General features: G+C 51.0%; 17 protein-coding genes and 1 pseudogene. 6 read left to right on the top strand and 12 right to left on the bottom strand.

All coding sequences use genetic code 11. The annotated features are described in order from the left end of the window. Positions 1-128: 128 nt before the first annotated feature. Positions 129-2033 carry a serine hydrolase domain-containing protein gene (locus EHV15_RS19760; RefSeq protein WP_128632706.1) on the top strand — a complete coding sequence of 635 codons (1905 nt, stop codon included), beginning with the start codon at positions 129-131 and terminating at the stop codon, positions 2031-2033. A 55-nt stretch (positions 2034-2088) separates the two neighbouring features. Here EHV15_RS19760 and EHV15_RS19755 read toward each other — a convergent pair whose 3' ends face one another. Beyond that, on the bottom strand, positions 2089-2688 hold the full coding sequence (locus EHV15_RS19755) for a TetR/AcrR family transcriptional regulator (RefSeq protein ID WP_342774020.1): 600 nt from the start codon (positions 2686-2688) through the stop codon (positions 2089-2091). 90 nt (positions 2689-2778) lie between these two features. Here EHV15_RS19755 and EHV15_RS19750 point away from each other — a divergent pair, with 90 nt between their 5' ends. The 3 genes from EHV15_RS19750 (at position 2779) to EHV15_RS19740 (ending at position 6455) form a co-directional block, all read left to right on the top strand. Further along, positions 2779-3792 (top strand): alpha/beta fold hydrolase, encoded by a 1014-nt coding sequence (locus EHV15_RS19750; protein WP_128632705.1) that lies wholly within the window; start codon positions 2779-2781, stop codon positions 3790-3792. A 248-nt stretch (positions 3793-4040) separates the two neighbouring features. Continuing rightward, positions 4041-5465, top strand: a complete 1425-nt coding sequence (locus tag EHV15_RS19745; protein ID WP_128632704.1) for a hypothetical protein — start codon at positions 4041-4043, stop codon at positions 5463-5465. A gap of 90 nt (positions 5466-5555) precedes the next feature. Beyond that, positions 5556-6455, top strand: coding sequence for a hypothetical protein (locus EHV15_RS19740; RefSeq protein WP_128632703.1), 900 nt, complete (start codon positions 5556-5558; stop codon positions 6453-6455). A 590-nt stretch (positions 6456-7045) separates the two neighbouring features. Here the strand turns inward: EHV15_RS19740 and EHV15_RS19735 are convergent. The 5 genes and pseudogenes from EHV15_RS19735 to EHV15_RS19715 form a co-directional block, all read right to left on the bottom strand. After that, positions 7046-7669 (bottom strand): annotated as a pseudogene (locus EHV15_RS19735) (transposase); the annotation flags it as partial. Between the two features lie 528 nt (positions 7670-8197). Next, the gene (gene uidA / locus EHV15_RS19730; RefSeq protein ID WP_128632701.1) at positions 8198-10000 is read right to left on the bottom strand and encodes a beta-glucuronidase; all 1803 of its coding nucleotides are present in this window, start codon (positions 9998-10000) and stop codon (positions 8198-8200) included. 12 nt (positions 10001-10012) lie between these two features. Then, positions 10013-11365, bottom strand: a complete 1353-nt coding sequence (locus tag EHV15_RS19725) for an ABC transporter substrate-binding protein (RefSeq protein WP_128632700.1) — start codon at positions 11363-11365, stop codon at positions 10013-10015. 57 nt (positions 11366-11422) lie between these two features. Further along, entirely contained in the window at positions 11423-12253 is an 831-nt protein-coding gene (locus tag EHV15_RS19720) for a carbohydrate ABC transporter permease (protein WP_128632699.1), read from the bottom strand. A gap of 13 nt (positions 12254-12266) precedes the next feature. Beyond that, on the bottom strand, positions 12267-13160 hold the full coding sequence (locus tag EHV15_RS19715; protein WP_128632698.1) for a carbohydrate ABC transporter permease: 894 nt from the start codon (positions 13158-13160) through the stop codon (positions 12267-12269). 190 nt (positions 13161-13350) lie between these two features. On the opposite strand from EHV15_RS19715, the gene EHV15_RS19710 reads away from it, so the two are divergent. Beyond that, on the top strand, positions 13351-15147 hold the full coding sequence (locus EHV15_RS19710; protein ID WP_128632697.1) for a sensor histidine kinase: 1797 nt from the start codon (positions 13351-13353) through the stop codon (positions 15145-15147). After that, positions 15140-16744, top strand: coding sequence for a response regulator transcription factor (locus EHV15_RS19705; protein WP_128632696.1), 1605 nt, complete (start codon positions 15140-15142; stop codon positions 16742-16744). The genes EHV15_RS19710 and EHV15_RS19705 overlap by 8 nt, the downstream gene beginning before the upstream one ends. A gap of 270 nt (positions 16745-17014) precedes the next feature. Here the strand turns inward: EHV15_RS19705 and EHV15_RS36590 are convergent, their stop codons facing one another. From EHV15_RS36590 to EHV15_RS19675, 6 genes are all read right to left on the bottom strand, one after another. Continuing rightward, positions 17015-17164 carry a hypothetical protein gene (locus EHV15_RS36590; protein ID WP_178075904.1) on the bottom strand — a complete coding sequence of 50 codons (150 nt, stop codon included), beginning with the start codon at positions 17162-17164 and terminating at the stop codon, positions 17015-17017. 112 nt (positions 17165-17276) lie between these two features. After that, complete coding sequence (locus tag EHV15_RS19695) at positions 17277-18305, bottom strand: LacI family DNA-binding transcriptional regulator (protein WP_128632695.1); 1029 nt, start codon at positions 18303-18305, stop codon at positions 17277-17279. A 191-nt stretch (positions 18306-18496) separates the two neighbouring features. Continuing rightward, the gene (gene citG / locus EHV15_RS19690; RefSeq protein WP_246061687.1) at positions 18497-19369 is read right to left on the bottom strand and encodes a triphosphoribosyl-dephospho-CoA synthase CitG; all 873 of its coding nucleotides are present in this window, start codon (positions 19367-19369) and stop codon (positions 18497-18499) included. Then, a complete protein-coding gene (citX, locus tag EHV15_RS19685; RefSeq protein ID WP_128632694.1) occupies positions 19344-19979 on the bottom strand; it encodes a citrate lyase holo-[acyl-carrier protein] synthase in 636 nt (211 codons plus the stop codon). The genes citG and citX overlap by 26 nt, the downstream gene beginning before the upstream one ends. Next, positions 19976-21037, bottom strand: coding sequence for a [citrate (pro-3S)-lyase] ligase (gene citC, locus EHV15_RS19680; protein WP_128632693.1), 1062 nt, complete (start codon positions 21035-21037; stop codon positions 19976-19978). The genes citX and citC overlap by 4 nt, the downstream gene beginning before the upstream one ends. Before the next feature lie 92 nt (positions 21038-21129). Beyond that, positions 21130-22302: an NAD(P)-dependent malic enzyme gene (locus tag EHV15_RS19675; protein WP_128632692.1), complete on the bottom strand. Its 1173-nt coding sequence runs from the start codon at positions 22300-22302 to the stop codon at positions 21130-21132. Positions 22303-22304: the final 2 nt, after the last annotated feature.

The following is a 22304-nucleotide window of genomic DNA, read 5'->3' as shown; positions in this document are numbered from 1 at the left end:
CACGCCTTTTCCCCGTTTCACGTCCATTTAAGATGAATTTAAGATTGGCGACAAGTTGATGAAAGCTAGATCCGTTATCCTATTGCATATTGAATTCTATCAATATCAAATTAGGAGGTGTAGCGGGGATGAAACGCCATTGTGCATTAATTGCCCTGCTGGTTCTTGTCATGGATGCATGGGGAGCTTCATTCCCCGGAGTGGCGGCTGCGGATGAACGGCTCTCTGCGGCCCGGTTGGAGCAAACCCTGGACGCCGTTATAAACGAGGCCATGGCCAAAGATCATATCCCCGGGGTCGCCATCGTGGTTACGATGGAGGAGCGGATTATTTACAAGAAAGGATACGGCTATGCGGACATCAAGCGGAAAATTCCGGTTGATCCGGACCAAACCGTGATGCCGGTTGGCTCACTGACCAAGTCCTTAACAGCCACGGCGATCATGCAATTGAAGGAACAGAATAAACTGTCATTGGAAGAGGATGTAAACTCGTACCTCACTTCAGTCAAGATCCCTTTATACCGGCAGCAGCCCATTACATTGCAGCATTTGCTGACCCACACCGCCGGGCTGGATGAAGCCTTGTACGGGACCACCGCCGTTTCCCCGGCCAAGACGATTCCTTTGGGTGAGTTCCTGGAACGGTACTTCGGTCAACAGCCGCCTGTTCGCCCGCCCGGTAAGGAATATGCATACAGTAACGCCGGACTCGGACTTGCCGCCTATGTCTTGGAGGAGGTCACCGGCAGTACGTTAAATGATTATCTGTCCCGCAACTTGTTCGAACCCTTGGATATGCCAAGCGCCGCCCTGAATGCGGCGGAATCACCCGATATGGCTCGTTCATATTTGTATCGGAACGGCGAATACAAGCAGCTTCCCTATTCCTGCGTAAATCTGCCCGGGGCGGGCGGCCTGAGTGTCGTACCCACGGAATGGGCGCACTACATGATCGCCCATTTGAACGAAGGCAAATACCAAAACAAACGCATGCTCAGCCCCGGCTCCGTCGCAGAAATGCACGCACGCCACTTCACGGAGCATCCGGATCTGGAGGGAGTGGGCTATGGATTTTTTCGCACCCGGCTGAAAAACGGGCTGTTGACCCTGTCGCATACAGGCGATGTTGACGGATTTTCCGCAAAAATGGAATTGATTCCGGCCCATAAAATCGGCATTCTTGTGATCAGCAATGCAAGCTCGCCAGGCATCCCCCTGCGCGATAAGGTAACGAGCGCCGTTACCGGCCTGTTGCCTGAAACGGGCAACCCAGCGGCGCAGCCCGGTGTTACTTCCGCAGACCATTTGCGGCAATACGAGCGAACGTATACGATGAATCTTGGCCCGCAGCACGGTTCGGGAAAATGGTTCAGATGGCTTGGGGCCAAAGATTATCAAGTCCAAAGCTCCGGCAAGGCGCTGGTCATTAAGGGGGTATTTCCCGAAGGCTCCGGGGAAATCGAGAGCAGAACCTACATTCCTCTAAGCCGTGGCTTGTTCCAGGATCAAAGCAGCGGGGATACCCTTTCGTTCCATCAGGAAAACGGCAGCTGGAAATTAGCCTTTACACAAGGGGTGACCATTGCTGAGAAACCTGCATGGTGGCGGCATCCATCTACCGCCTTTGCCGTCTATGCCGCTGTAGGCCTGTTCTGGATTTTCCTGTTCATCACCGGCAGTTTTCGTTGCTTGCTGCGATTCATCCTGCGAAAGAAACAAGCCCTTCCCGGACCCGTGGCGTGGATAGCAACCCTGTTCACCGTGTATCTGATCGGGCAATTGCTATATGGCAATTCGGAGGTTTTCACCCAAGGTTACCCGGTATGGTATGCCTGGGGATTCTCTTCTCTTCCTTTGCTTGCACTGGCCGGGGCAATCGTCCTGGGCGTCCGCACCTTCAGTGCTCAAAAATCCAGCACGGGACAAAAGCGGCGGCTTCAAACCTTCTTCTCTGCAGCAACGTGTTTGATATGCCTGTTTTACACGATCTTTTTGTTCTATTGGAACATGCTCTCGATCCATTACTCGTAAAAAATAACAACCGCAGATTCATATTGGCGTCACCAGCACAATGTGAACCTGCGGTTCATCCGGAACATAAAGCCGCCAGATATGATTCCAGGAGGCTTTCCAGCCTTTCCGCCGGCAGCCGGTCCGGCTGCATGATTTTATGCACGGCTAATCCGTCGATGAGCGCATACAATTTCTCTGTCTCCAGTTCGATATCCAAGTTGGGCCGGGCCAACCGGTTTCGTATGATCTCTTCCAGCACGAAACGGGAGGCTTTATACAACCCATCCTGAATATTCGCGCTTAACCTCCTCAATTCGGGATAAACCAAGGACTTCGCATGAAAAGCAAACCATACCTCCATTTCCAGCGTTCTCTCCTCATCGACAGGCAAAAACTGCATCAGCAATCTTTTTAAGTCCGTCAGCAGAGGCCCTTTTAGCTCAAAAGCCTCCAATCTTTTCTCAACCCGTTCGACGAAAATATTCATGCAAAAGGCAAACAGTTCAACCTGCGATGAAAAATAATGGCGCATTGACCCGACCGACAGCCCCGCCTCTTCGGCGATTTTGCGCACGGTAGCCTGTTCCAGGCCGGATTGCCGGATCACTCTTAACGCGGCTTCTGCGACTAAACGTCTTTGCGTTTCATGGTTCACGATTTTTGGCATAGTCATATTATACCCTCTTCCCCTTTTTAGTACAACGTGCTAAAATCCTTTTTAGTACATTGTACTAAATAAACAGAATGAGAGAGGAACCTTTACATGGGCAAAAGTGAAAAAAAGAAAACATCGGCATGGAGAAAATTGATATACGGTTTTGGGGCTACATTAGCCGTTGGGATCACTCTGATCAGCGTTGCTTTTATTTATGAAGCCATCGCTTCGAAACAAGCCGCGAAAGCCTATCCTCCTCCCGGCCAAATGGTCGATGTGGGCGGATATGATCTTCATTTGGTGAAATCGGGCAGCGGGTCCCCTACGATTGTGCTCGAGGCGGGAAGCGGAGAAACAAGCTTGTCCTGGCGGGATATCCCGGACAAGCTCGCTCCATATGCGACGGTCGTCACCTACGACCGGGCGGGGTACGCATGGAGCGAGAAGGCCGCGCATGAACGCACCGGGGACCAGATCGTCCGCGAGCTTTACAGCGCATTGAAGCAGGAAAATATCCCAGGGCCTTACCTCATGGTTGGACACTCTTTGGGCGGGATGTATGCCCGCCTGTTTGCCCAAACCTATCCGGACGAGGTCATGGGCTTGGTCCTTATCGACGCCAGACCCGAAGATGATGCCCGGGATACCCAAGCGATTCTGGAAGCGGAGAATTTTGCCGGAAACCCGCCGGCGGCCACCCTTAAGCTGCTCAAGCAGTCGGGCATCCTGCGTCTGTTTCAAGACGCTTTGCTGGAAGGCTTGGTGGCGGAGGAAGACCGGGGGCAATTTATCAATGTGATTGCGACCCCAAGCTATTTTGAAGCAAAGGAAGAAGAAGCGGAACTCGCCTACACCACCGAAGATGCCATTCGGGGACAACGTTTAGGCGCTTTGCCGGTGCGGGTGATTGCCCGCGGTCTCCCGCAGGATTATGCCCAAGTGGGCATTTCGGAAACCGCCGGCCGGAAGCTTGAGGCGATCTGGCAGGCCGGACAGCGAAAAATGCTGGATATCTCGACGGACAGCCGTTTAATCGTCGCGGAAAAAAGCGGCCATATGGTCATTCATGACCAGCCGGAGCTGGTCGTGAATACAATTCTCGATGTATTGCCTGGGCGGTAAAACCTGATTCTCACATTATCCTAAATTTTGCTATTAATTTCCTTGATTTTCTAGTAAAAAAAGCGCTTTAATAGATAGTAGCACCTGTGAAAACAGTAGATTAAACAACCGCGAACTTCATCGGCTACGGGCAGGCAGTTCAATGGATGAAGCACAAACGGACAGGTTAGGAGGCCCTGATGCAGAAAGCCGTCAGTTGCTTTAGATTTTGAACTCCTCCACATTTCCTTATTACGAAAGGAGTTATAATGATGAAGGCTAAGATGTCTATGGTCATGATTTTCAGCCTCGTGTTGTTGCTTGCATTCAATCTCACTGCATTTGCCGCCGAACCCGAAACCGAGACCGTGAATCCGCCTGATGTTATTGACCATCTCGTTAAGGCCGAACCAGGGGTTGACGTCAGCGAAGCCAATCAGCATAAAATAACGGGTGATTTGAATAGCATTGAAAGTTCCCAACGCATAGAATCACATCCCGCCCGTACACTTGCTAAAACAAACGCCGTTTCCGCCACAACGGCCACTTATGCCACTTACTCGGGGGTATTGGCCCGGGAAGGAGAGTCTGCATACTTATACCCCATTTATGTACAAGCCGGCGAGATATTGCAGGCCCAGCTCGACCTTCCCCGCTCGGAGCAGCTGGACTATGATCTGTATTTATATGAACTCGATATGTCTACGAATACCCCGGTAGCTCTAATCGACTACTCCATTTACGGCACCTACTTTAACAATTATAGTTACGGGAGATCCACCATTTCGGAAAATGTCGGAGTAAACAACAGTTCCTCTTCGGAAAAAGCTTATTTGCTTGAAGTCCACGCCAAAAAGGGCGGCAGCATCAATGATCCGTTTTATCTAACCGTTGCTATAAGTAGGGCGTATGACAGCTTCGAAACGGACGAAAATGCTTTTCATGCTTATGGTATCACGGTAAGTACAGGCGGCTCTTATCTTTCCAGCCGTTCGCTTAACTCCATCATCGATAATGACTGGTATGTGCTGACCGTGCCAAGCAGCCGAAATTATGATGCCATGAATATTGCTTTAGACAGCGCTTCTGCCGCGAAAGGTTATAAAGCGGAGGTCTATGCGGTGCAGAGCGACAACCGGCTGCAATTAATCACGCCAACCAACAATAACGTGCCGCTTGGTACAGGCTCATATTATCTCCGCGTTTATACCACGGGGACATACTCTGAAACTACCAATTATACTTTGGCCCTGACGCCCGTATTGCGAGCCGAAAAAATCCAAATTACCGGATTCAGCTCGGATGGCGGACCAAATGATTATCCATCTTACTATTACGGAAAAAAATATCGGATTACCGGACGAACATTTGTCGTAAACGGCAAGGTTACTACTGCGGATAATGTTCCGGTGGCCAACACGAGCGTCATAGTCCTTTGGGAGAATCCGTATTGGTCCGAATCCAGCGGCAACCGGACAAGAATCGGCTACGCGAATACCAATAGTGCCGGAGATTTTTCCGTAACCCTGAGTTTACCGCCCTCAACGGGAAGTATCAGCAATTATTTGCCCGGTCCGATCAGCTTCACCCATTATTACGATATATGCGGAGTAATAGCAGCGGTAGCCGACAATGTCGACGTTAATGCTCAGCAAGAAGTGTATCATTTTGCGTACAGCATCTACGGAGGATAAATGAGATTAAGTTAAAAATATGGGAGAATATGCCGATATATATGTATATCGGCATATATTTTTTTATGGGGTTGTACGAGGAGGAATAACATGAAAATCGAAAGTAATGTTATCTCATCGCTTCCAAGAATCGACATTCAAAATCGGGATAACAACCAAGTGAAAATGGTGACAGGACCCGCCCTTCCGGGGCACGACAGCGTGGAAATCAGCGAAGCGGCCAGGGACTTGGCCGCCGGGACTGGCGGCCGGGAATTGCCAGTAGGCGCGATTAAGCACCTTTCGGTAAGGAAGTTTTTTACTGCCGAAATAGATGCTTCCTTAGATCAATTGCTTAAGGGAAAATCGCCTGAAGTGGAAGAAGCCGTAAATTACTTAATTAGCTCCAACTTTGTTCCGGGTAGCTCCGTCTCGGATGAAAGCGAACGGGCCGCGCTGCTTGAGAGCGGGCTGTCTCAGGCGAAATTTATTGCGGACAATTACATGACAAAGGGCGAAGCGGCTGAGTTTCTTGCCACCATGAATAAGATCGCGGCGTATGCCAAAACCAGAACGGTCGATCCTGAGACAGGTGACGCAAGCTATATCGATATCCCTCACAAACCTGAAGGCGCGCCCGATGATTATGTCGATATCGACTCTTTGATGAAAAAATATGATCCGGAATCCGCTGATAAATTAGTCGAGATTGTCACAGATATGTCGAATGGCGGCAGCGGCGAAGGCTTTATGGAAATTATGCTGGAGTTTAAGCAGAAGCTCGCTAAGAATCCGCAATGGTCGAGGAATTACCGCACTGAAATCAACGATCTGAATTCGGTTTTGAACAACACGAAAATCGACAACCGGTTTGCAGGCGCCGACACCTCAAATATGGCCGCGTTCTTGGAAGATATGAACAGCAAGTTCCAGAATACATCCTTTGAAAATAAAAACTTTTTAACAAGGAATATAGAGTATTTCGCACTTGTTCTCGGAAAGAAGATATAAATACGGAGCCGGCCCGCAAATGCTGTATAAGCCATTTGCGGGCCGGTTTTCATATGCTCGTCCGCGGGCGAAATCATACTCTTATTTACTATATGCCTTTAGTTTAGCAGCCTCGCTAACAGCAGCATCGATGTCTTTATGGATATCTCTACCTGCAAAAGACCCGCCCTGACCGGGCCATAGAAAAAATTCCATCGTCCCTTCGATACTTTCTGTAAAATTAACAAGATCTTCGAGAATTTGTCGATATATTCTTGGATTGTCTATTATCCCTGTTCTACGGATTTGCGGACCGCCAATTGACCCTACCCAGCATTGATCCTCACCATCAGTATTTATAACTCAACCTTTCACAGAGCAAAAGGAAGTGGGGTGGACGGCAGATCAACACTCGCTGTCGGAAGCCTTTGCACGGTTATCCCGTTTAATCAGGTAGCAGAGAGAAAGACAAGCTCGGGAGAAGAAAATATTTGGTGGAGAAGCAGATCGGTTCGAGATAATTTAGACGAGCTTAGGAGAAGAAATCAGGTTTAGAGGAGGTGAAACAGACTGGACAGGAGATCAAGGACCCATTAAGTCAACTGTAACGCCGATGTACGGACATCCACATGCCCGTTGATGAACGCGGTTAGATCGTGACGGTTTGCCCTTTTTTCGTTTCCCCGTTTATGCGGTACTAGGCGGATTTTGACCTGCTCCGGCTCGCCCGACTCCGTGACCGTGCAGCCAGCTACGACCGCCGAGGCATACGGATGCGAAAACTGACACCGGGACGGATTACGCCCATATACATCGCTGTTCACCTTCACATCTCCGCAGAGCAACTCTCGGGCATCGAACTCTCCCACGGCATGGCGTATTTTGTGCAGCATCAACCAGGCGGTTTTGTAGGTGACCCGGATCACCTTGCTCAGCCGCAGCGCCGAAATGCCGCCCTCAAGCAGGAACAACTCCAGCGCCTTGAACCACTTGAGCAGGGGCAGATGCGTTCCTTCAAAAATCGTACCGACCAAAGGCGAGGTTTGATGCTTGCACTTTCCGCACTCGAACAAGGGGATATGCCGGGAAGTCAGACGGCTGCACCGAGTGTGAGCGCAGCGCGGGCAGACGAAACCGCTTGGCCACTTCATCGCGATCAGCGCCTCCATGCAGGTCTGCTCGCTGTTATAACGGCTGGTGAATGGTTGAAGTTCCGTTCCCGTACTGACCTCCATGTTCGCTCGCCCCCGAATCAAGAATTTACGAACACGCGCTCGTTTTATCCCATTATACCAAACATATGTTCCCTTTTCAACCCTAACATCTCACCTGAACCGTCTCATTTTTTCCTTTTTTCCTCCATCTCTTTTTCTTCTCTCTTTTTTTGGAACCTTTACTCTAGCCCCCACTCCCTGCTCACTGAACGAGAGGGATAATCGTGCAAAGGCTGCAGGTAGGGACACCAAGACACCAGACACCAAGACACGCCTCCTTTAGACAACCCCTCACCTGGCGTCGACTTGTGACACTGCTCGAAACGGCTACGGTGCAAAAGGCAGATGCGCTGACCTCGGCGGAAGTTGCTTGCCCAATTTAGAGGTCATGCCACCGGCACGTTTTACAAGGGATCTCCTATGCTCACGATGGGCGAGTCGAACGGTTATTAAATGCGAAAAAAGAGGAAGAAATTATTCTTGGGAATTCAAATCGTTATGAACTGAAATAATGTCGATATAAAGATATTGATAAACGCCCTTATAAAATTAAGGTTTATAATCAAAATCGGGAATGGAATGCCATCTCTTTCTCAATTCGTGTGCAGCGGATTTCGGTTTGCGGTCGCGGGTAAAGACCCCTTTCTTGTTGCCCTGAACCCGAATAATATTCTGACTGGTATGGAAGTCGGCGAAATTCCAGACATGTTCTCCCGCGAAATTGCCGCACTCGTCGAAAACCTCATGATTTGCCCGCAAAAACTCGACCTGGAATTCTTCGGTGAACATGACGGGATCGACATCGTGGAACCCGGCGATCGTATCCGCGCCGTACTCCGTCATGATGATCGGTTTATCCGGGCAGCGCCTGTGCCAACCAGCGAATTCCTGGCGGAGCTTGGCTTTGGCCAGCTCCCACTCCCCGCCTTCCACATACCAGCCGTAATAGCGGTTTAAGCACAGGACATCCGCCAAATCCGATACTTTGCAGTGCTCGGGGCTTCCTTCCTGCAAAGTCACGACGGTGACGGGCCGCTGCTGGGGGTCGCATTCCTTCGCCAGCCGGAACAGCGGTTCAAAATATTCGTACGCCCCGCCCTCCGCCGTCGCCGGTTCGTTGGCGATCGACCACATAACGACGCATGCGTGGTTTTTATCCCGCGCGATCAATTCGCGAATCGCCTGCCGGTGCGCCTCGTGGGTTTTGATTTCTTTCCATGTATCCCGTTTCGGTCCGCCCGATTGAATCGCCATAAAGTTCAAATGCAAGCCGACAGCCGCCACCTCATCGATGACGACGAGCCCTTCCCGGTCGGCCAAGCGCATAAGCTCCTCCGAATACGGATAGTGGGACGTACGGAACGAATTGGCGCCGATCCATTTCATCAAGCGAAAATCCATCACATTGGCCGCTTCGTTGAACCCTCTGCCGTGAATCGGGGAGTCCTCGTGCTTGCCGAATCCTTTAAAATAAAACGGTTTTCCGTTGATGAGGAATTTGCCTTCTTTCACCTCCACGGTCCGGATTCCGAAGGGCTGCTCGTATTCGTCGATCGTCTCGCCGTTTTGCCGCAGCTCGATTTTCAGCGTGTACAAGTAAGCGTGGAGCGGCTCCCAGAGCTTCGCTTCCGCGACAATTAGGCTGCCGTGCGCCCCTTCCCCCGTCGCGACAACGGCTCCGTCCTCATCCAGGATACTGACCTTTGTTTCGGCCGTCCCGCCACCGATGTCCGCCTTATAATGCACCGCGGCGGAACCGTCAGGCCGCAAGTCGGATACGATTTCAACATCCCGAACGTAAACCCAAGGCGTCGTATAGATTTTGACCGGCCGGTGAAGCCCCGCGTAATTAAAGAAATCGAAATTCGGACGATTGCGGACGATTTTGTTGAGACCTTCCACCTCTTGCTCCGTATAGTTGCCGACGGGCAGCGTCGATTCATCCAGCACATTATGGACCGCAACGGTAAGCCGGTTTTTCCCCGCGATTAAAAGTTCGTTGATTTCCGCCTCGAACGGCGTAAACCCGCCGGCGTGCCGGGCTGCCAAGCGGCCGTTGACGTACACCTTCGCTTCATGCGTGGCCGAACCGAAACGGAGAACGATCCGCTCGGAGGAAAGCGTGCTCGGAACGGCGAATTCCCGCTCGTACCAAACCCAGCCGACATGATGGCGAATCTCGGCGCTAACGCCCGCATCGTTGTATGAAGAAGGAACCGCCATCGGAATCGTATCGGAGAGCGGCTGTTCATGCCATTTCTCGGCTAATCCACGGCCGGGATCGAGTTTAAAATTCCATATTCCGTTTAAATCGATGACCGTCCGTGAAGCGGTCACAATAGGGTAAAGCATCGGAATCCCTCCTTATTTGGAATCGATGATTTTCTGAATGCGTTCCTGAGCGTTTTTAACGGTTGTATCAAGGTCCTGGGCCGATAACATCATCGCGTCGAATTCTTCCACGAACACTTTTTCCAGCTCCGCATGGAACGGCACCGCGACCGCCGCCGTCGTTTGCTTGGTATTTTCAAGAACGTAGAGCAGGGAATCCTTGTCGATCATTTCCGGGGTTTTTGTACCGGCAATAATATGATCGACGACTTCGTTCATATTCGCTTTTTTCCAGGAAGGAAAATACTTCCCTTGCAGCGTTATTCCTTCCGTCGTGAACCAGCGGATGAACGTGTACGCTTCCTCCTTGTGCTTCGATTTGCTGTAGATCCCCAGCACATCGCCGCTGACATTGCCCGAAATCGGATCTTCCTTGTTCACCTTTGGAAGGGGAGCGAACACCGTTTTGAACGTGGCCGGCACTTGCTCCGTCCCCCCGGCTTCGGGAACCAGGAACGAGCCCATCGTAATCATACTGGTTTCTTGATTAAAATATTGCGGACGATAGTTCAATTTCTGGCTGACGACTTCGGCATACGGCGTCACGACGCCCTCCTTCTCCCCTTGCAGCCGGAGCTCCAACGACTTGCGAACGTTCGGCGTATCCACGTTCGCTTTTGTTCCGTCGTCCGTGGTCAAGTTCGCTCCGGCAGCTTGATTCATATTTTGAATAAAGTACGCCTGCGTGGCCCAACTATGGAAATAGGTGCCGTATCTTGTTTTGCCGCCATCGGTTTTTGTCATCGCCTTGGCATACTGCATATACTCATCCCACGTCCAATCTTTCGGCAGCTCAAGCCCCGCCTCTTTGAGGTGGTTTTCATTGATGAAAACCATCGGCAGAACGGACTTGCCCGGCAAGCCGTACGTTTTTCCCGCGATTCTGGTATCTACCGTATACTCGTCGGCAAGAACGGCGCCTTCCTTCTCCAAATAGCCGTCGATCGGTTCCAGCATGCCGAGCTCCATGCGCTGGCTGAGGTAGTTCATGTTGCTGAACATCATCACGTCCAGATCTTCCCCGGAGGCGGCCGCCAGATCGAGTTTCTTGTAATATTCGTTGGAATTGTTGTCTTCCGCGGAAACGAACTCCACTTTGATATTCGGATATTTCTTTTCAAATTCCGCGATGGCCACATCCCAATTGTCGGTCTTCTTCGGATACCAGGTATGCAGTTTGATGGTTACCGTACCATTGTCCGGCGTGCCACCGTTCGAACCGGCCCCCTGATCCGGGTCAGCTCCCGAACCGGAAGCACATCCCGAAACGATAAGCGCAAGGATTGCCGACGCAGCGATAAAACGAGTCCATTTTCTTTTCAACATGCGAATTCCCCCTTGGTTAGTTAAAATGAAAGTTCAAAAAGTCAACCTCTTAAATGTTTATCCTTTGACACTTCCCGAGGCCACCCCTTCAATGACTTGTTTCTGGCCTGCGATGAAGATGATCAACAATGGCAAGATTGCGGATACGGCGCCCGCCATCATAAGCGAATAAAATTCGCCGTTAAAATCGGCAAATTTGCGGATGCCAAGCTGCAGCGTGAACAACGAATCGGTGCGCAGGAAGATAAGCGGATTCTGATAGTCGTTCCATGTCCAAATGAAACGGAGAATCATGTAGGTCGCAAGCGCGGGTTTGACCAGCGGCAGCCCGATCCGGAAAAAGATTCTCCAGTGATTCGCTCCGTCGATTCTTGCGGATTCGATAATTTCGTTGTGGACCCCCATGAAAAACTGCCGCAACAAAAACGTGCCCAGCACCCCCGAGGCGCCCAACAGCACGAGGCCAAGGTGATTGTCGAACAACCCGAGCCAGCGAAACATGATAAATTGCGGTACGAGAATGGCTTGATGCGGAATCATGTACGTGGCCAGCACCAGCATAAACACCACGTCCCGTCCTTTGAAATTAACCTTGGAGAATCCGTAGGCCGCCATGGCGGAGATGATCAAAGACAATGCGGTCGTCAGCAAGGCCACTTTGATGCTGTTCAGATAATAAAGCCCGAACGGGATGGTTCCCAGCCATACCTGGCTGTAGTTTTCAATGATTTTCCACGTGCTTGGGATCCATTGTATCGGGTATGTCATCACCTCAAGCTCCGGCTTGAACGATGCCGATAACATCCACAGGAACGGCAGAATGAAGAAGATCCCCGCGATGCCCATAAGCGCCGTGATGATGACCCGGTTTAGACGTATGGATTTCATGTTTAACGGCCCCCTAATAATTTACCCACTTCTTCTGTCCGACCCATTGGATCAAGGTGATGAACAGAATCAGAATTAAAAGAACGATACCCATGGCGGACGCATATCCGGATTCCAGATTGACGAATGCCGCTTCATACAGGTAGAACACGATGACAGAGGTCGAGCCGGCCGGCCCGCCGTTCGTCAACACCATAATCAGGTCAAACACCTTAAACGATCCCACCACCCCCGTAATCAACAGGAAAAAGGTCGTCGGCGACAGCATAGGCAGCGTAATGCTTAAAAATTGGCGGATCGGCGAAGCGCCGTCCACGTCGGCCGCCTCATAGAGATCCTTCGGGATCCCTTGCAGTCCGGCCAGATAAATGATCATGTTAAACCCTAGCGAAGTCCAAATCATGATGATCATGACGGCCAGCAGCGCGTAATTCGGATCCGCCAGCCACATCGGCGGGTGATCGATGCCGATCGACCGTAAAAAACCGTTAATCGGACCGCTGTTCGGATGGAACAGCACTCTCCAAAGCAAAGCGATCGCCACAATACTGGAAATAAACGGCATAAAATAGATGACTTTGAAAAAGCTTTTAAAGTACGTTCCTTTGTTGATCAGCGCCGCCAGCACCATCGCGATGAACATGGACACCGGAACGACCGCAATCAGCACGATGTTGTTGCGCAGGGAGCGGTGAAACGCTTCGTCCCGAAACAGATCGATGTAGTTGTCCCATCCGACGAACTTCAGCCCGTCCATGCCCGCGATGAAATTCCAGTCCGAAAAACTGATCACGCCCGAAAGCAGAATCGGGATAACGACCAGCGTCATCGTCAGAGCCAGCATCGGTAAAATAAACAAATATCCGGTAACGGTTTCATAAAACGCTCGCTTTCGAATCACCCTCATCACCTCATTGTCGTTCTCTGTTTCTCCCTCATTATAGGGGCGGCGTACCCGGCGCACATGAAACGATTTTTTCTAAACGAAAAAGATTTTGCGATATTTTTTCCCGCTTAGAAAAAAATGTTGAATGAAACCGTCCGAGGAATGCTTTAATATTTCCTTATAACGCAAACGCCGAGGTGATGGACAAACAATGGGGATCCGACTGAGCTTCAAGCATGTGTCCCTGCGGAAAAAACTGATTCTTACTTCAATCGCTTGCCTTGTGCTGCCGGCGATTGGCATGCTTTACACGACCAGCGTGTATTCCAAAGTCATCATCCGCGAGCATACGCTGGGAAAAGCGAGGCAATCGCTCATGATTGCGCAGTCTCAAGTGGAAGCGATACTGGAAGAAATGGTTTCCATATCGAACTTCGTCCAATTCGATCCGGAAATTAAAACATTATTGGAAGAGGCGAAAGAAAGCCCGGTTGCCGCGAGGCAGCTGACGACCCGGTTGGAGCAAATCGCCGGCGAGAAGCGGGACCTGCGCCTGACCTTGCTGACGAGGGACGGCCGGGCGTATTCCGATTACTCGTTCTACGACTTTGAGCCGCAGCTTTTTTTCCGGGAGGACTGGTTTTCGCGGGCGGAGCACCTGACGGCTTTCGAGACATTATTTTTAGGCGGACTCGATAACTATCTGCCTCCGCTGTACCCTGAACAGAAGTATGTGTATATGACCGCTCGGGCCTTGACCGAGACCGTAAATAAACCGCCGTTTGCCTATCTCATGGTCAGCCGTACGGAAAACACCGTCCGGGAGCTTTTTGCCGGTATGGAGGAGGACGTGTTTCTGCTGGACGAAAACAACCGCATCATATCGAATCGTAATCCCGATTTGATCGGAGACCGGTTCGAGAACGTACTGCCGCGAGAGGTGCCTGCTTCCCCGGAGATTATTCAAATCGATGGGGAAAATCAACTGTTTCTTTCGCTCCCGCTGCGTTTTTCGGGCTGGAAGCTCGTGAGCGTAGCTCCTTACGAGCAGCTTACGGGAAAATTGAACGGGATGTATCAAACGATGTTAATTCTGCAAGCCATGTTCGCCATCGGCTTTTTGCTCGCCTTAACCTATTTGTTGCGGCGCTTCACCAAGCCGGTGCTGGCGCTCGGGGAAACGGCGAAGAAAGTAGAGTCCGGGGATTTAAGCGTACGTTCCAACATTCGCGGACCTGATGAAATCGGCCGGCTCGGCCGTTCGTTCGACTTTATGCTCGATCGCATCCAGCAAATCCTGACCCAGGTGGAGATGGAGCAGGAATTGAAGCGGCAAGCGGAAATGGCGATGCTGCAGGCGCAAGTTCATCCGCATTTTCTATTTAACGTCCTGAACTCGATCCGCTTGAAATTGTTGATGAAAGGCGATGAAGAAACCGCCCTCGTCGTCGGTTCGCTGTCCTCGTTGCTGCGTGCAAGCCTTTCCAAGCAGGATGAATTTGCCCTTCTCTACGCCGAAATCGAAACAGCCAAGCAATATACAGACTTGATGAAGTTTACCACGCGCTTTCCGATCGAGACCCGTTGGCAAATAGAGGCGGACCCGTTTACCGTTACCGTTCCACGCTTTATCTTGCAGCCGATTATCGAGAACGCTTACAAACACGGCTTTTCCCGGAGCGGCGGGTTGATTTCGATCGAGGCGACGCAAACCGCCGGTTCCTCCTTAAAAATAACGGTTGAAGATAACGGCCTGGGCATGACTCCAGAGACGCTCGAAGAATTAAAGAAGCGGCTGAACTACCAAAAGCGGGATCTGATCGAGCAAATGGCCGTGGGCGAACGGATTTCGTCCGCCGGAATCGGACTGTTTAATGTTTACAGCCGTTTGAGACTGTTATACGGGGAGCGGTTTGAAATGGACATTCAAAGCGAATACGGGCGGCGCACGAGCGTGGAACTGCTGTTGCCGATCGAAAATACGGGGGAGGATGACCATCATGTTTAAAGTTCTCGTCGCCGACGATCATTACACGGTATTGGATTATTTAAGCGCCGGCATTCCTTGGCCGAAGCTGGATCTGGAATTGGCCGCCGTTTGTTCCGACGGCGGCGAAGCCTGGGAGGCTTGCCAACTCCATCGTCCGGACATTCTCGTAACGGATATCGGAATGCCCGTGATGGACGGACTGGAATTAATCGAAAAAGCGCGCGCGCTCAACCCCCGGCTGAAGGCGGTCATCTTGTCTTGCCACGAAGATTTTCACTACGCGCAGGCGGCCGTGAAGCTTAACGTAAGCGATTATATTTTGAAGGAAAGCCTTCAGATCGATCAGGTCGCTTCCGTACTGAGCCGGTTGACGAACCAATTGACCGAGGAAAAACGGTTGGAAAACGACCGGAACCAACTCCAAAACGTAGTTCAGCAGAATTTATCCGCGATACGTTCCCGGTTCATCCGCAAGTTTCTTGAACAACCGGTCTGGAACGAAGCGGAATGGGCAAACGAATTTCAAAATTTCGGAATCCGGATCCGTGACGGCGTTCCTTATCTTCCGGTTGCCGCCTCAGTGGAACGGGCCGCTGAATTGGAAATCCGCTTTGGCGGAGCCGTCAACATGCAGTTCGTCATCGATAACGCCTTGCAGGAGTTAGTACGTTTGGGCGAAAGCTTTATATTTGCTCTGAACGAACAGCAATACTTGTTTTTGTTCCCCTTTCCGCATACGTTAAAACGAAATCTTTATGAGGACGTTCGGGAAGAACTGCTTCGCGTTCAACAACAAATGCATCAACATTTGCGCGTCGGAATTTCGTTTATTCGCGGTGAAGTCAGCCGCGATTTGCTCCAAATGAAAAAAGAAATTCAGCAGTTGTTTGACGCCAAAACGTTCCGTTTCTATGCGGGCGAGCGTATCTATGCGAAAGTGCTGCCTGTGGAGACAACGAAAGAGGATCTCTTCCTGCATTATTCCAAAGCCCTGCAAGAGCTGAAAGATTGCATTTTTTCCGGGGACAAGGCCCGGATTTCGCTTGCCGTCAAAGAGTGGAAACAGGTTATCGAAAACGGGGTATACCCGGTCGAAGCCGTTAAAAGCTGGGTGCTGAAAATGACCATGGAGCTCCAACTCAAGTACACCGTCATGCAAAATTTCGTCACGAGCTTCGACACCGAAATGCTGCAGCGGAAGATCGCTTCGATCGAAACGCTGGACCATCTGCTAGAATGGCTACAGGCTTTTCTTGAAAAAAAATCCGTCGAAATAGAGGCGCTGCGGGAACAAACCGTACGCCGGGAAATTGCGGAAGCTCAGCGATACGTCCAAATCCACACAGGCGAGAAGATTGCAATGGAGGAAATGGCTCATCGCTTAAATCTAAACCCGTCTCATTTCAGCCGGATTTTCAAGCAGGAAACCGGGGAAACCTTCGTCGAATTCGTCACCCGCACAAAAATGGAAAGAGCGCAGGAGTTGTTGAACCAGTCCGATTTAAACGTTGCGGAAATTTCCGAGCAGCTTGGATATGAGCATACGAGCTATTTTATCAAACTTTTCCGGAATTTCGCCGGCATGTCCCCAAACGAGTTCCGGAAGTCGATTTAGCTAGTTCAGACAATGCAGCAGACAAAATTGGCTATACTCTGACGAATAATTGCAAATCATACAACTAACTTTATATCTATCTGCCCAATCATTCGTTTTAAGTGTATTTTATGCAATTATATCCCCGGTTCTCCCCCTTTTCTTCAAAAGATAGCGGAGTAATTGTATGTTTTACAATTAACCGAGCGCTGTGGCAGCATTTCCGGAAAGTAATTGTATGTTTTGCAACTATTCCATTCAACGATAGACCCGGAGCAGTAGATCGCGGCTTTACCCCATTACATCAACGCTTACCCAAGCCCCGCCGGCATTCGCCGACTTCTCTTCCGCTTCGACCAGCGCCACCGAGTCGGCGGCGCTTTCTGGCGTGCAAATGACGAGCGGTTGATCGTGGATAATCGCTTCGATGAAATGCTTCATTTCCCGATAATAGCCGTCATCGGCGGACAGCTTTGCCTTAAAGCCCGGCTGGTCATTGGGATTTACGGTTACGGAGCTGCCGTCGAATACGATGTTCCCCCTACGGCCAGCTTCATTCGCTGTTGCCGCCCGAGGACCGGCGAAGCATCATGGTGTAAGGTACGATCAGTTTCACCGGAACGGTATACCGGTTGTTCAGGTAATCCAGCAGCATTTTAACGGCAAACATGCCCATTTCCAGTTTGGGTACGTGGATGGTGGATAAGGGAGGCGAGGTAAACTCGGATATTTCGATATTGTCCACACCAAAAAAAGCGATATCCTCGGGAATTTTCAGCCCCTGCTCGGTCGCGGCCCGCATTGCGGCAATCGCCATCATATCGCTGGCGGCAAAAATAGCCGTCGGCCGATCGTTATTTTTCTCGAAGGCTTGCTTCGTCAGCTCATAGCTCAAAGAAACATCCCATTTTACATCGATCACCCAATCTTCCTGGATGGGCAATCCGGCTTCCTGCATCGCGCTTTGGTAACCGAGAAAGCGTTTCTCGCTCCGGAAATCATCATCAAGCTCCGCGCCGCCGATATACGCGATCCGCCGGTGGCCTTGGGCAATAAGGTACTGTACGGCTTCCTTCGCCGCGGCCGACCGGTCGTAGCTGACCACAGGGATATCCTTGTCCGCCAAATCAATCCCCACGATGATGCCGACGTTCGCTTTAAGCCACTGATACGCCTCCTGCTCGATCCTTTCCACAATCAGCAGGCCGTCAAGGCAGCGTTCCTTCACTAAAGTTTGCAGCTGCTGGAGATCGCCTTGCTTTTCCAGACTGTGCACAAACTCCAGACGCATTCCGGAAGCGGCCAGTTCTTTCTCGATCCCTTCCAAAATAATCGAAAAATAAGGATTGTTATATTTGTTCTGCGGCATCGCTACAACGCAACCGACCCGGAAACCGTGTTTGGGTTGGTTCTTTTTTGCCTTGGCGGCGCGCTGCGAATGATAGCCCATTTGCTCTGCCGTTTCCCGGATTTTTCGCCGCGTTTCCTCACTCACCGAGTGGTTGGCATCATTTTTCATTACCCTTGAAACCGTTGAGATCGACACTCCCACCTGTTCGGCTATATCTTTTAATCTCGCCATTTTTGCTGTTCCTCTCTACAATCCCGCTTCAAGTAATAAGGACATTTTATTTATGCAACTCGCAAAGAAAATTGCGCAAATTTGCGGCAAACTCATTTTATAGTTCATGTCATAATATGTCAAGTTCTTCCTGATTACTTGAGATTAGGCGGAGACGGCGGGGACGGACGGTACTGATTGGAATCATCCAATTAAATGCAAATCCGATCCAGCATGACGGTAACGGCCAACAAATCTGCCGACCCGCCAGGGCTGATATTTCTTTCGATGAACTCCTTATCCATAAGAAGAACCATTGATTTGCCCGCTTCCGTCAGCACCCCTCCGGCTTCCAAAACCCGGCGGGCATACTGCCGGACATAATCCAGCGTATCCAAATCATGTCTGGCCGCAACATTCGTATCCTCATTAACGGCCATTAAGTGAAGCAGGGTCTGCACGCAGATCTCGTTCATATGGTACGCGTTCGCTGCCTTTAACTGCCGGAAAACCGGGAATGATCCGTTTCTGACCGTGGGAAATCCCCTTTCCACTTCTCCGCGTATCCCCTTTAAGCCGTATTTACGGTACAGCTTCTCGCCGTTGGTGAGTCCTGCGGATTTGTTCATGAACGCCAGTTCTCTGCAGCTTAACCCTTCTGTCATACTGGCGATCAATCCGCAGAGTTCATCCGCATCCAGCAGTTCGGTTTCAAGCACCGCCATGAGGTGTGCCGCAGCCGCGCATAAGATCCCGAGCGAAAATACAAGACCTTTATGGGTATTCACGCCTCCCGTGGCCTGAAACATCGCCTTTTCGGCTGCAATTCCGACGGGGCGCAAGCTGCGGAACAGTTCCTTAGGATGATCTCCCTGAAATTCCGCGCCCAATAGCGCACATTTGACGAAATAGCCGGATAATGCGGCCGAACTCTCCATAAAGGTGAAAAAGTCCATATCCCGGTGAGCGCCGCAATTAAACCGGTCAACCAGGCCTGGTTTCGGGCTGGAGGAAACTTCAAGCAACAGCGACAGCACCGCCGTCTTTCCCAGCTTCCCGCTAATTTCCGTCTTCTGCATTTTCATCGATAGACATACTCCCCTTCCGTTTCCCCACTTCCTTAATGGTTTTCCCGCAGCGAATATCGACCCGCGAACCGCATTCTGCCTGAAAATAGGCATCAGCGATAGAACGAATGGCGTATAAAAGTTTATTTACGGAATGGGCCTTGCTTCTTCCGCAAATGTGCGCATCCTGCATGCACAATAGACATTTTCGGCGTGGATAACCCAAATCGCTTCTCGAAAGGGGTTGACCAGCTCTTCCCAGAACGTCAATATCAAGCAATCTGCCGAGAGGGTGAATCGTCTCTATTTGAACGGCAAACTGCTTCAGGATCCGTTCATCCGCATTGACAATAATATATCCTTCGGGACCTGTGATCAGGTCGTCTATCTGTTTAAAGACCGGCTTCATATCGGTCCCGGCAAGCCGCTCAAGCAACGCATCGTAACCTTCCCGAAAAATCCGCCGGCTCATTAAAGTCGATTTCCTGGAACCGGGAATATTGACCGTCATGGAAATCAGCGGCAGCGAATGGGTCAGGAGGAGTTGTCTCTGTTTAGCCGCTCTGCGGTCCCGCGCTTTCATCATCTCTTCCAGCGTTACTTCAAACTCATCATCTGCATCTGTCATCGCAATCCTCCCCGTATGCAACGGATGACCTCACCGGCCTCGGGTGACTGCAGGAACCGGTAAGTGGTTTCCGGAACAAGCTCTTTCACCGCGTTCATATCATCCTTTCGGATCAGCTCCCGCACCCGTGACGCGCTTATCGCTTCTTGGCCGCTGCAAATCCGGGGTATTTCCTCCACATCGATCCCCCATGCAGGAAGCAGCTTTTTCATGGTCCTGTTATAGGTTCGGGTTACCTTACAGGAGGGTTCCTTTCCGACAAACCGCTTGGTGATATGCAGATGGGGCGCGATATGCCGGGAGAACAGGGTCAGATCCAGCTCGGCATGGACCTCGGCCGCATCCTCATCTTTCTTGAGGAAGTAAGACGGGAAGGTCGCGTCGGATATGATATAGTCCCGACCTTGGTGAAGCACCACGTTGGATAAATGCTTGACACCCTCCCCGATCAGCCTGTATCTGATCTCTTGCGGAAACACAGACCGGTCTTCCCATACCACGAATACGTGAAGCTTTTGTACCCTCGCGGCGGCGTATTCGATCAAATACCGGTGCCCCAGCGTAAAAGGATTGCCGTTGACAATCACCGCGCCTACAGTATCGCCCCCTTCCCCAACAACCTCCTCCCCGTCCCCGGACTTCCTCCCGATTTCATCCAGATACCGGCTTAAGCCATCCTTCCGGTTCTCCAATAGAACAGCGGAAGGCGTCTCCACAACGATGTGAAAGCCGAGTTCAGAAAAGATCATCTTGTTTTTGGGTTTCGAAAAGATAAAGAGACGGGTTCTGCCTCTTCTGTACTGCTCACGGATCAAGTGGTTCATAACACGGGCGGACAATCCCCTGCCTGCATACGCTTCGTCTACAGCGATGCATTTCAGCACTCTTCCCGAAAAGGCCCCCGTTGCGACAATACGTCCCTCCTCTTCAATCGCCACGGAGTGCTGGATGTCTTTATCCAGTGTAAGACCCCGGGACTTCAAAAAAGCAATCAGTCTGTCCTTATCCCTGTCGGATTCCAGCTTAAGAACCTGCTCCTCCATTTCCAACATCCACATGCTGCCTCTCCCCAAACATGATAGGCGCGTCCCGCCTCCTTCAGATCGGAACGGATACGCGCCCGGATTCATTTTTGAGCTTGCTTCTTGAATTATTTCCTTGCGGCTCCCGCCGCCCGGGCGATTCGGATCACCGCTTCGCTGACGGCACGGCTCACGCTCTTGTCGAAGGCGTCCGGAACGATGTAATGTTCATTCCGTTCCTCATCCTTCACCAGTTCCGCAATGCTTTGAGCCGCGGCAAGCTTCATCTCGTCCGTGATATCTCGGGCTCTTGCGTCCAAAACGCCTCTAAAAATACCCGGGAATACCAGGAGATTATTGATTTGATTGGGAAAATCGGATCTGCCTGTCGCCACGATTCTTGCTCCGCCTTGATAAGCATCCTCCGGCATAATTTCCGGCACCGGATTGGCAAGGGCGAAGACGATGCTGTCCGGATTCATCGTTTGCACCATTTCCTTCGTCAGCACCCCTTCAACCGACACCCCGATGAATACATCCTTGCCTTTAATAATTTCTTCAAGATTTCCGGCCTCGAAATCTCTGTTCGTGACTTTCGCGATGCTTTCCTGGGCCTTGTTCATGGAGCCGGCGTTTTCCGAAATTGCGCCGTTGATATCGCACAACACAATATGCTTCGCCCCCGCCGAAAGCAGCAATTTCGCGATAGCAATACCCGACGCGCCCGCCCCGTTGATCACGATGCGTATGCTGTCCAAAGCTTTATCAACAATCTTCATGGCGTTGTACAGACCCGCGAGCACCGCAACGGCCGTCCCGTGCTGGTCGTCATGGTATACGGGAATATTCAGCGTTTCCTTCAGCCTATCCTCGATGTAGAAGCATTCTGGCGCTTTAATATCCTCCAGATGAATACCTCCGAAACCGGGTGCGATGACTTGAACGGTTCTTACAATTTCATCGGGATCAAGGCTGTCGATACAGATCGGGAACGCGTCCACGTTGGCAAACTCCTTAAGCAGCAGCGCTTTGCCTTCTATAACGGGCAATCCCCCTTCGGGGCCGATATTGCCAAGCCCCAAAACGGCCGTCCCGTTCGTTAGAATGGCGACGGTGCTGCCTTTAATCGTGTATTCATAGGCCTTTTCTTTGTCTTTGGCTATTTCTTTGCAGGGTTCCGCTACCCCCGGCGTATACGCCAACGCCAAATCGTGCTTGTTATTAAGCGGCATTTTCGTTGCAATTTGCAGCTTGCCGTTTCTCGCCCTGTGGGCCTGCAATGCCTCTTCCCTTATGCCCATTT

Source organism: Paenibacillus oralis, from assembly GCF_003863965.1.
In the GTDB taxonomy this organism is placed as follows: Bacteria; Bacillota; Bacilli; order Paenibacillales; family Paenibacillaceae; genus Fontibacillus; species Fontibacillus oralis.
The sequence above is the reverse complement of the archived record's forward strand: the minus strand, read 5'-3'. Positions and strand labels throughout refer to the sequence as shown.

Coding starts and splice junctions, on each gene's coding strand:
- EHV15_RS19760 (WP_128632706.1), top strand. CDS start 129: ATGAAACGCCATTGTGCATTAATTGCCCTGCTGGTTCTTGTCATGGAT.
- EHV15_RS19755 (WP_342774020.1), bottom strand. CDS start 2,688: ATGACTATGCCAAAAATCGTGAACCATGAAACGCAAAGACGTTTAGTC.
- EHV15_RS19750 (WP_128632705.1), top strand. CDS start 2,779: ATGGGCAAAAGTGAAAAAAAGAAAACATCGGCATGGAGAAAATTGATA.
- EHV15_RS19745 (WP_128632704.1), top strand. CDS start 4,041: ATGATGAAGGCTAAGATGTCTATGGTCATGATTTTCAGCCTCGTGTTG.
- EHV15_RS19740 (WP_128632703.1), top strand. CDS start 5,556: ATGAAAATCGAAAGTAATGTTATCTCATCGCTTCCAAGAATCGACATT.
- uidA (WP_128632701.1), bottom strand. CDS start 10,000: ATGCTTTACCCTATTGTGACCGCTTCACGGACGGTCATCGATTTAAAC.
- EHV15_RS19725 (WP_128632700.1), bottom strand. CDS start 11,365: ATGTTGAAAAGAAAATGGACTCGTTTTATCGCTGCGTCGGCAATCCTT.
- EHV15_RS19720 (WP_128632699.1), bottom strand. CDS start 12,253: ATGAAATCCATACGTCTAAACCGGGTCATCATCACGGCGCTTATGGGC.
- EHV15_RS19715 (WP_128632698.1), bottom strand. CDS start 13,160: ATGAGGGTGATTCGAAAGCGAGCGTTTTATGAAACCGTTACCGGATAT.
- EHV15_RS19710 (WP_128632697.1), top strand. CDS start 13,351: ATGGGGATCCGACTGAGCTTCAAGCATGTGTCCCTGCGGAAAAAACTG.
- EHV15_RS19705 (WP_128632696.1), top strand. CDS start 15,140: ATGTTTAAAGTTCTCGTCGCCGACGATCATTACACGGTATTGGATTAT.
- EHV15_RS36590 (WP_178075904.1), bottom strand. CDS start 17,164: ATGAAGCATTTCATCGAAGCGATTATCCACGATCAACCGCTCGTCATT.
- EHV15_RS19695 (WP_128632695.1), bottom strand. CDS start 18,305: ATGGCGAGATTAAAAGATATAGCCGAACAGGTGGGAGTGTCGATCTCA.
- citG (WP_246061687.1), bottom strand. CDS start 19,369: ATGAAAATGCAGAAGACGGAAATTAGCGGGAAGCTGGGAAAGACGGCG.
- citX (WP_128632694.1), bottom strand. CDS start 19,979: ATGACAGATGCAGATGATGAGTTTGAAGTAACGCTGGAAGAGATGATG.
- citC (WP_128632693.1), bottom strand. CDS start 21,037: ATGTGGATGTTGGAAATGGAGGAGCAGGTTCTTAAGCTGGAATCCGAC.
- EHV15_RS19675 (WP_128632692.1), bottom strand. CDS start 22,302: ATGGGCATAAGGGAAGAGGCATTGCAGGCCCACAGGGCGAGAAACGGC.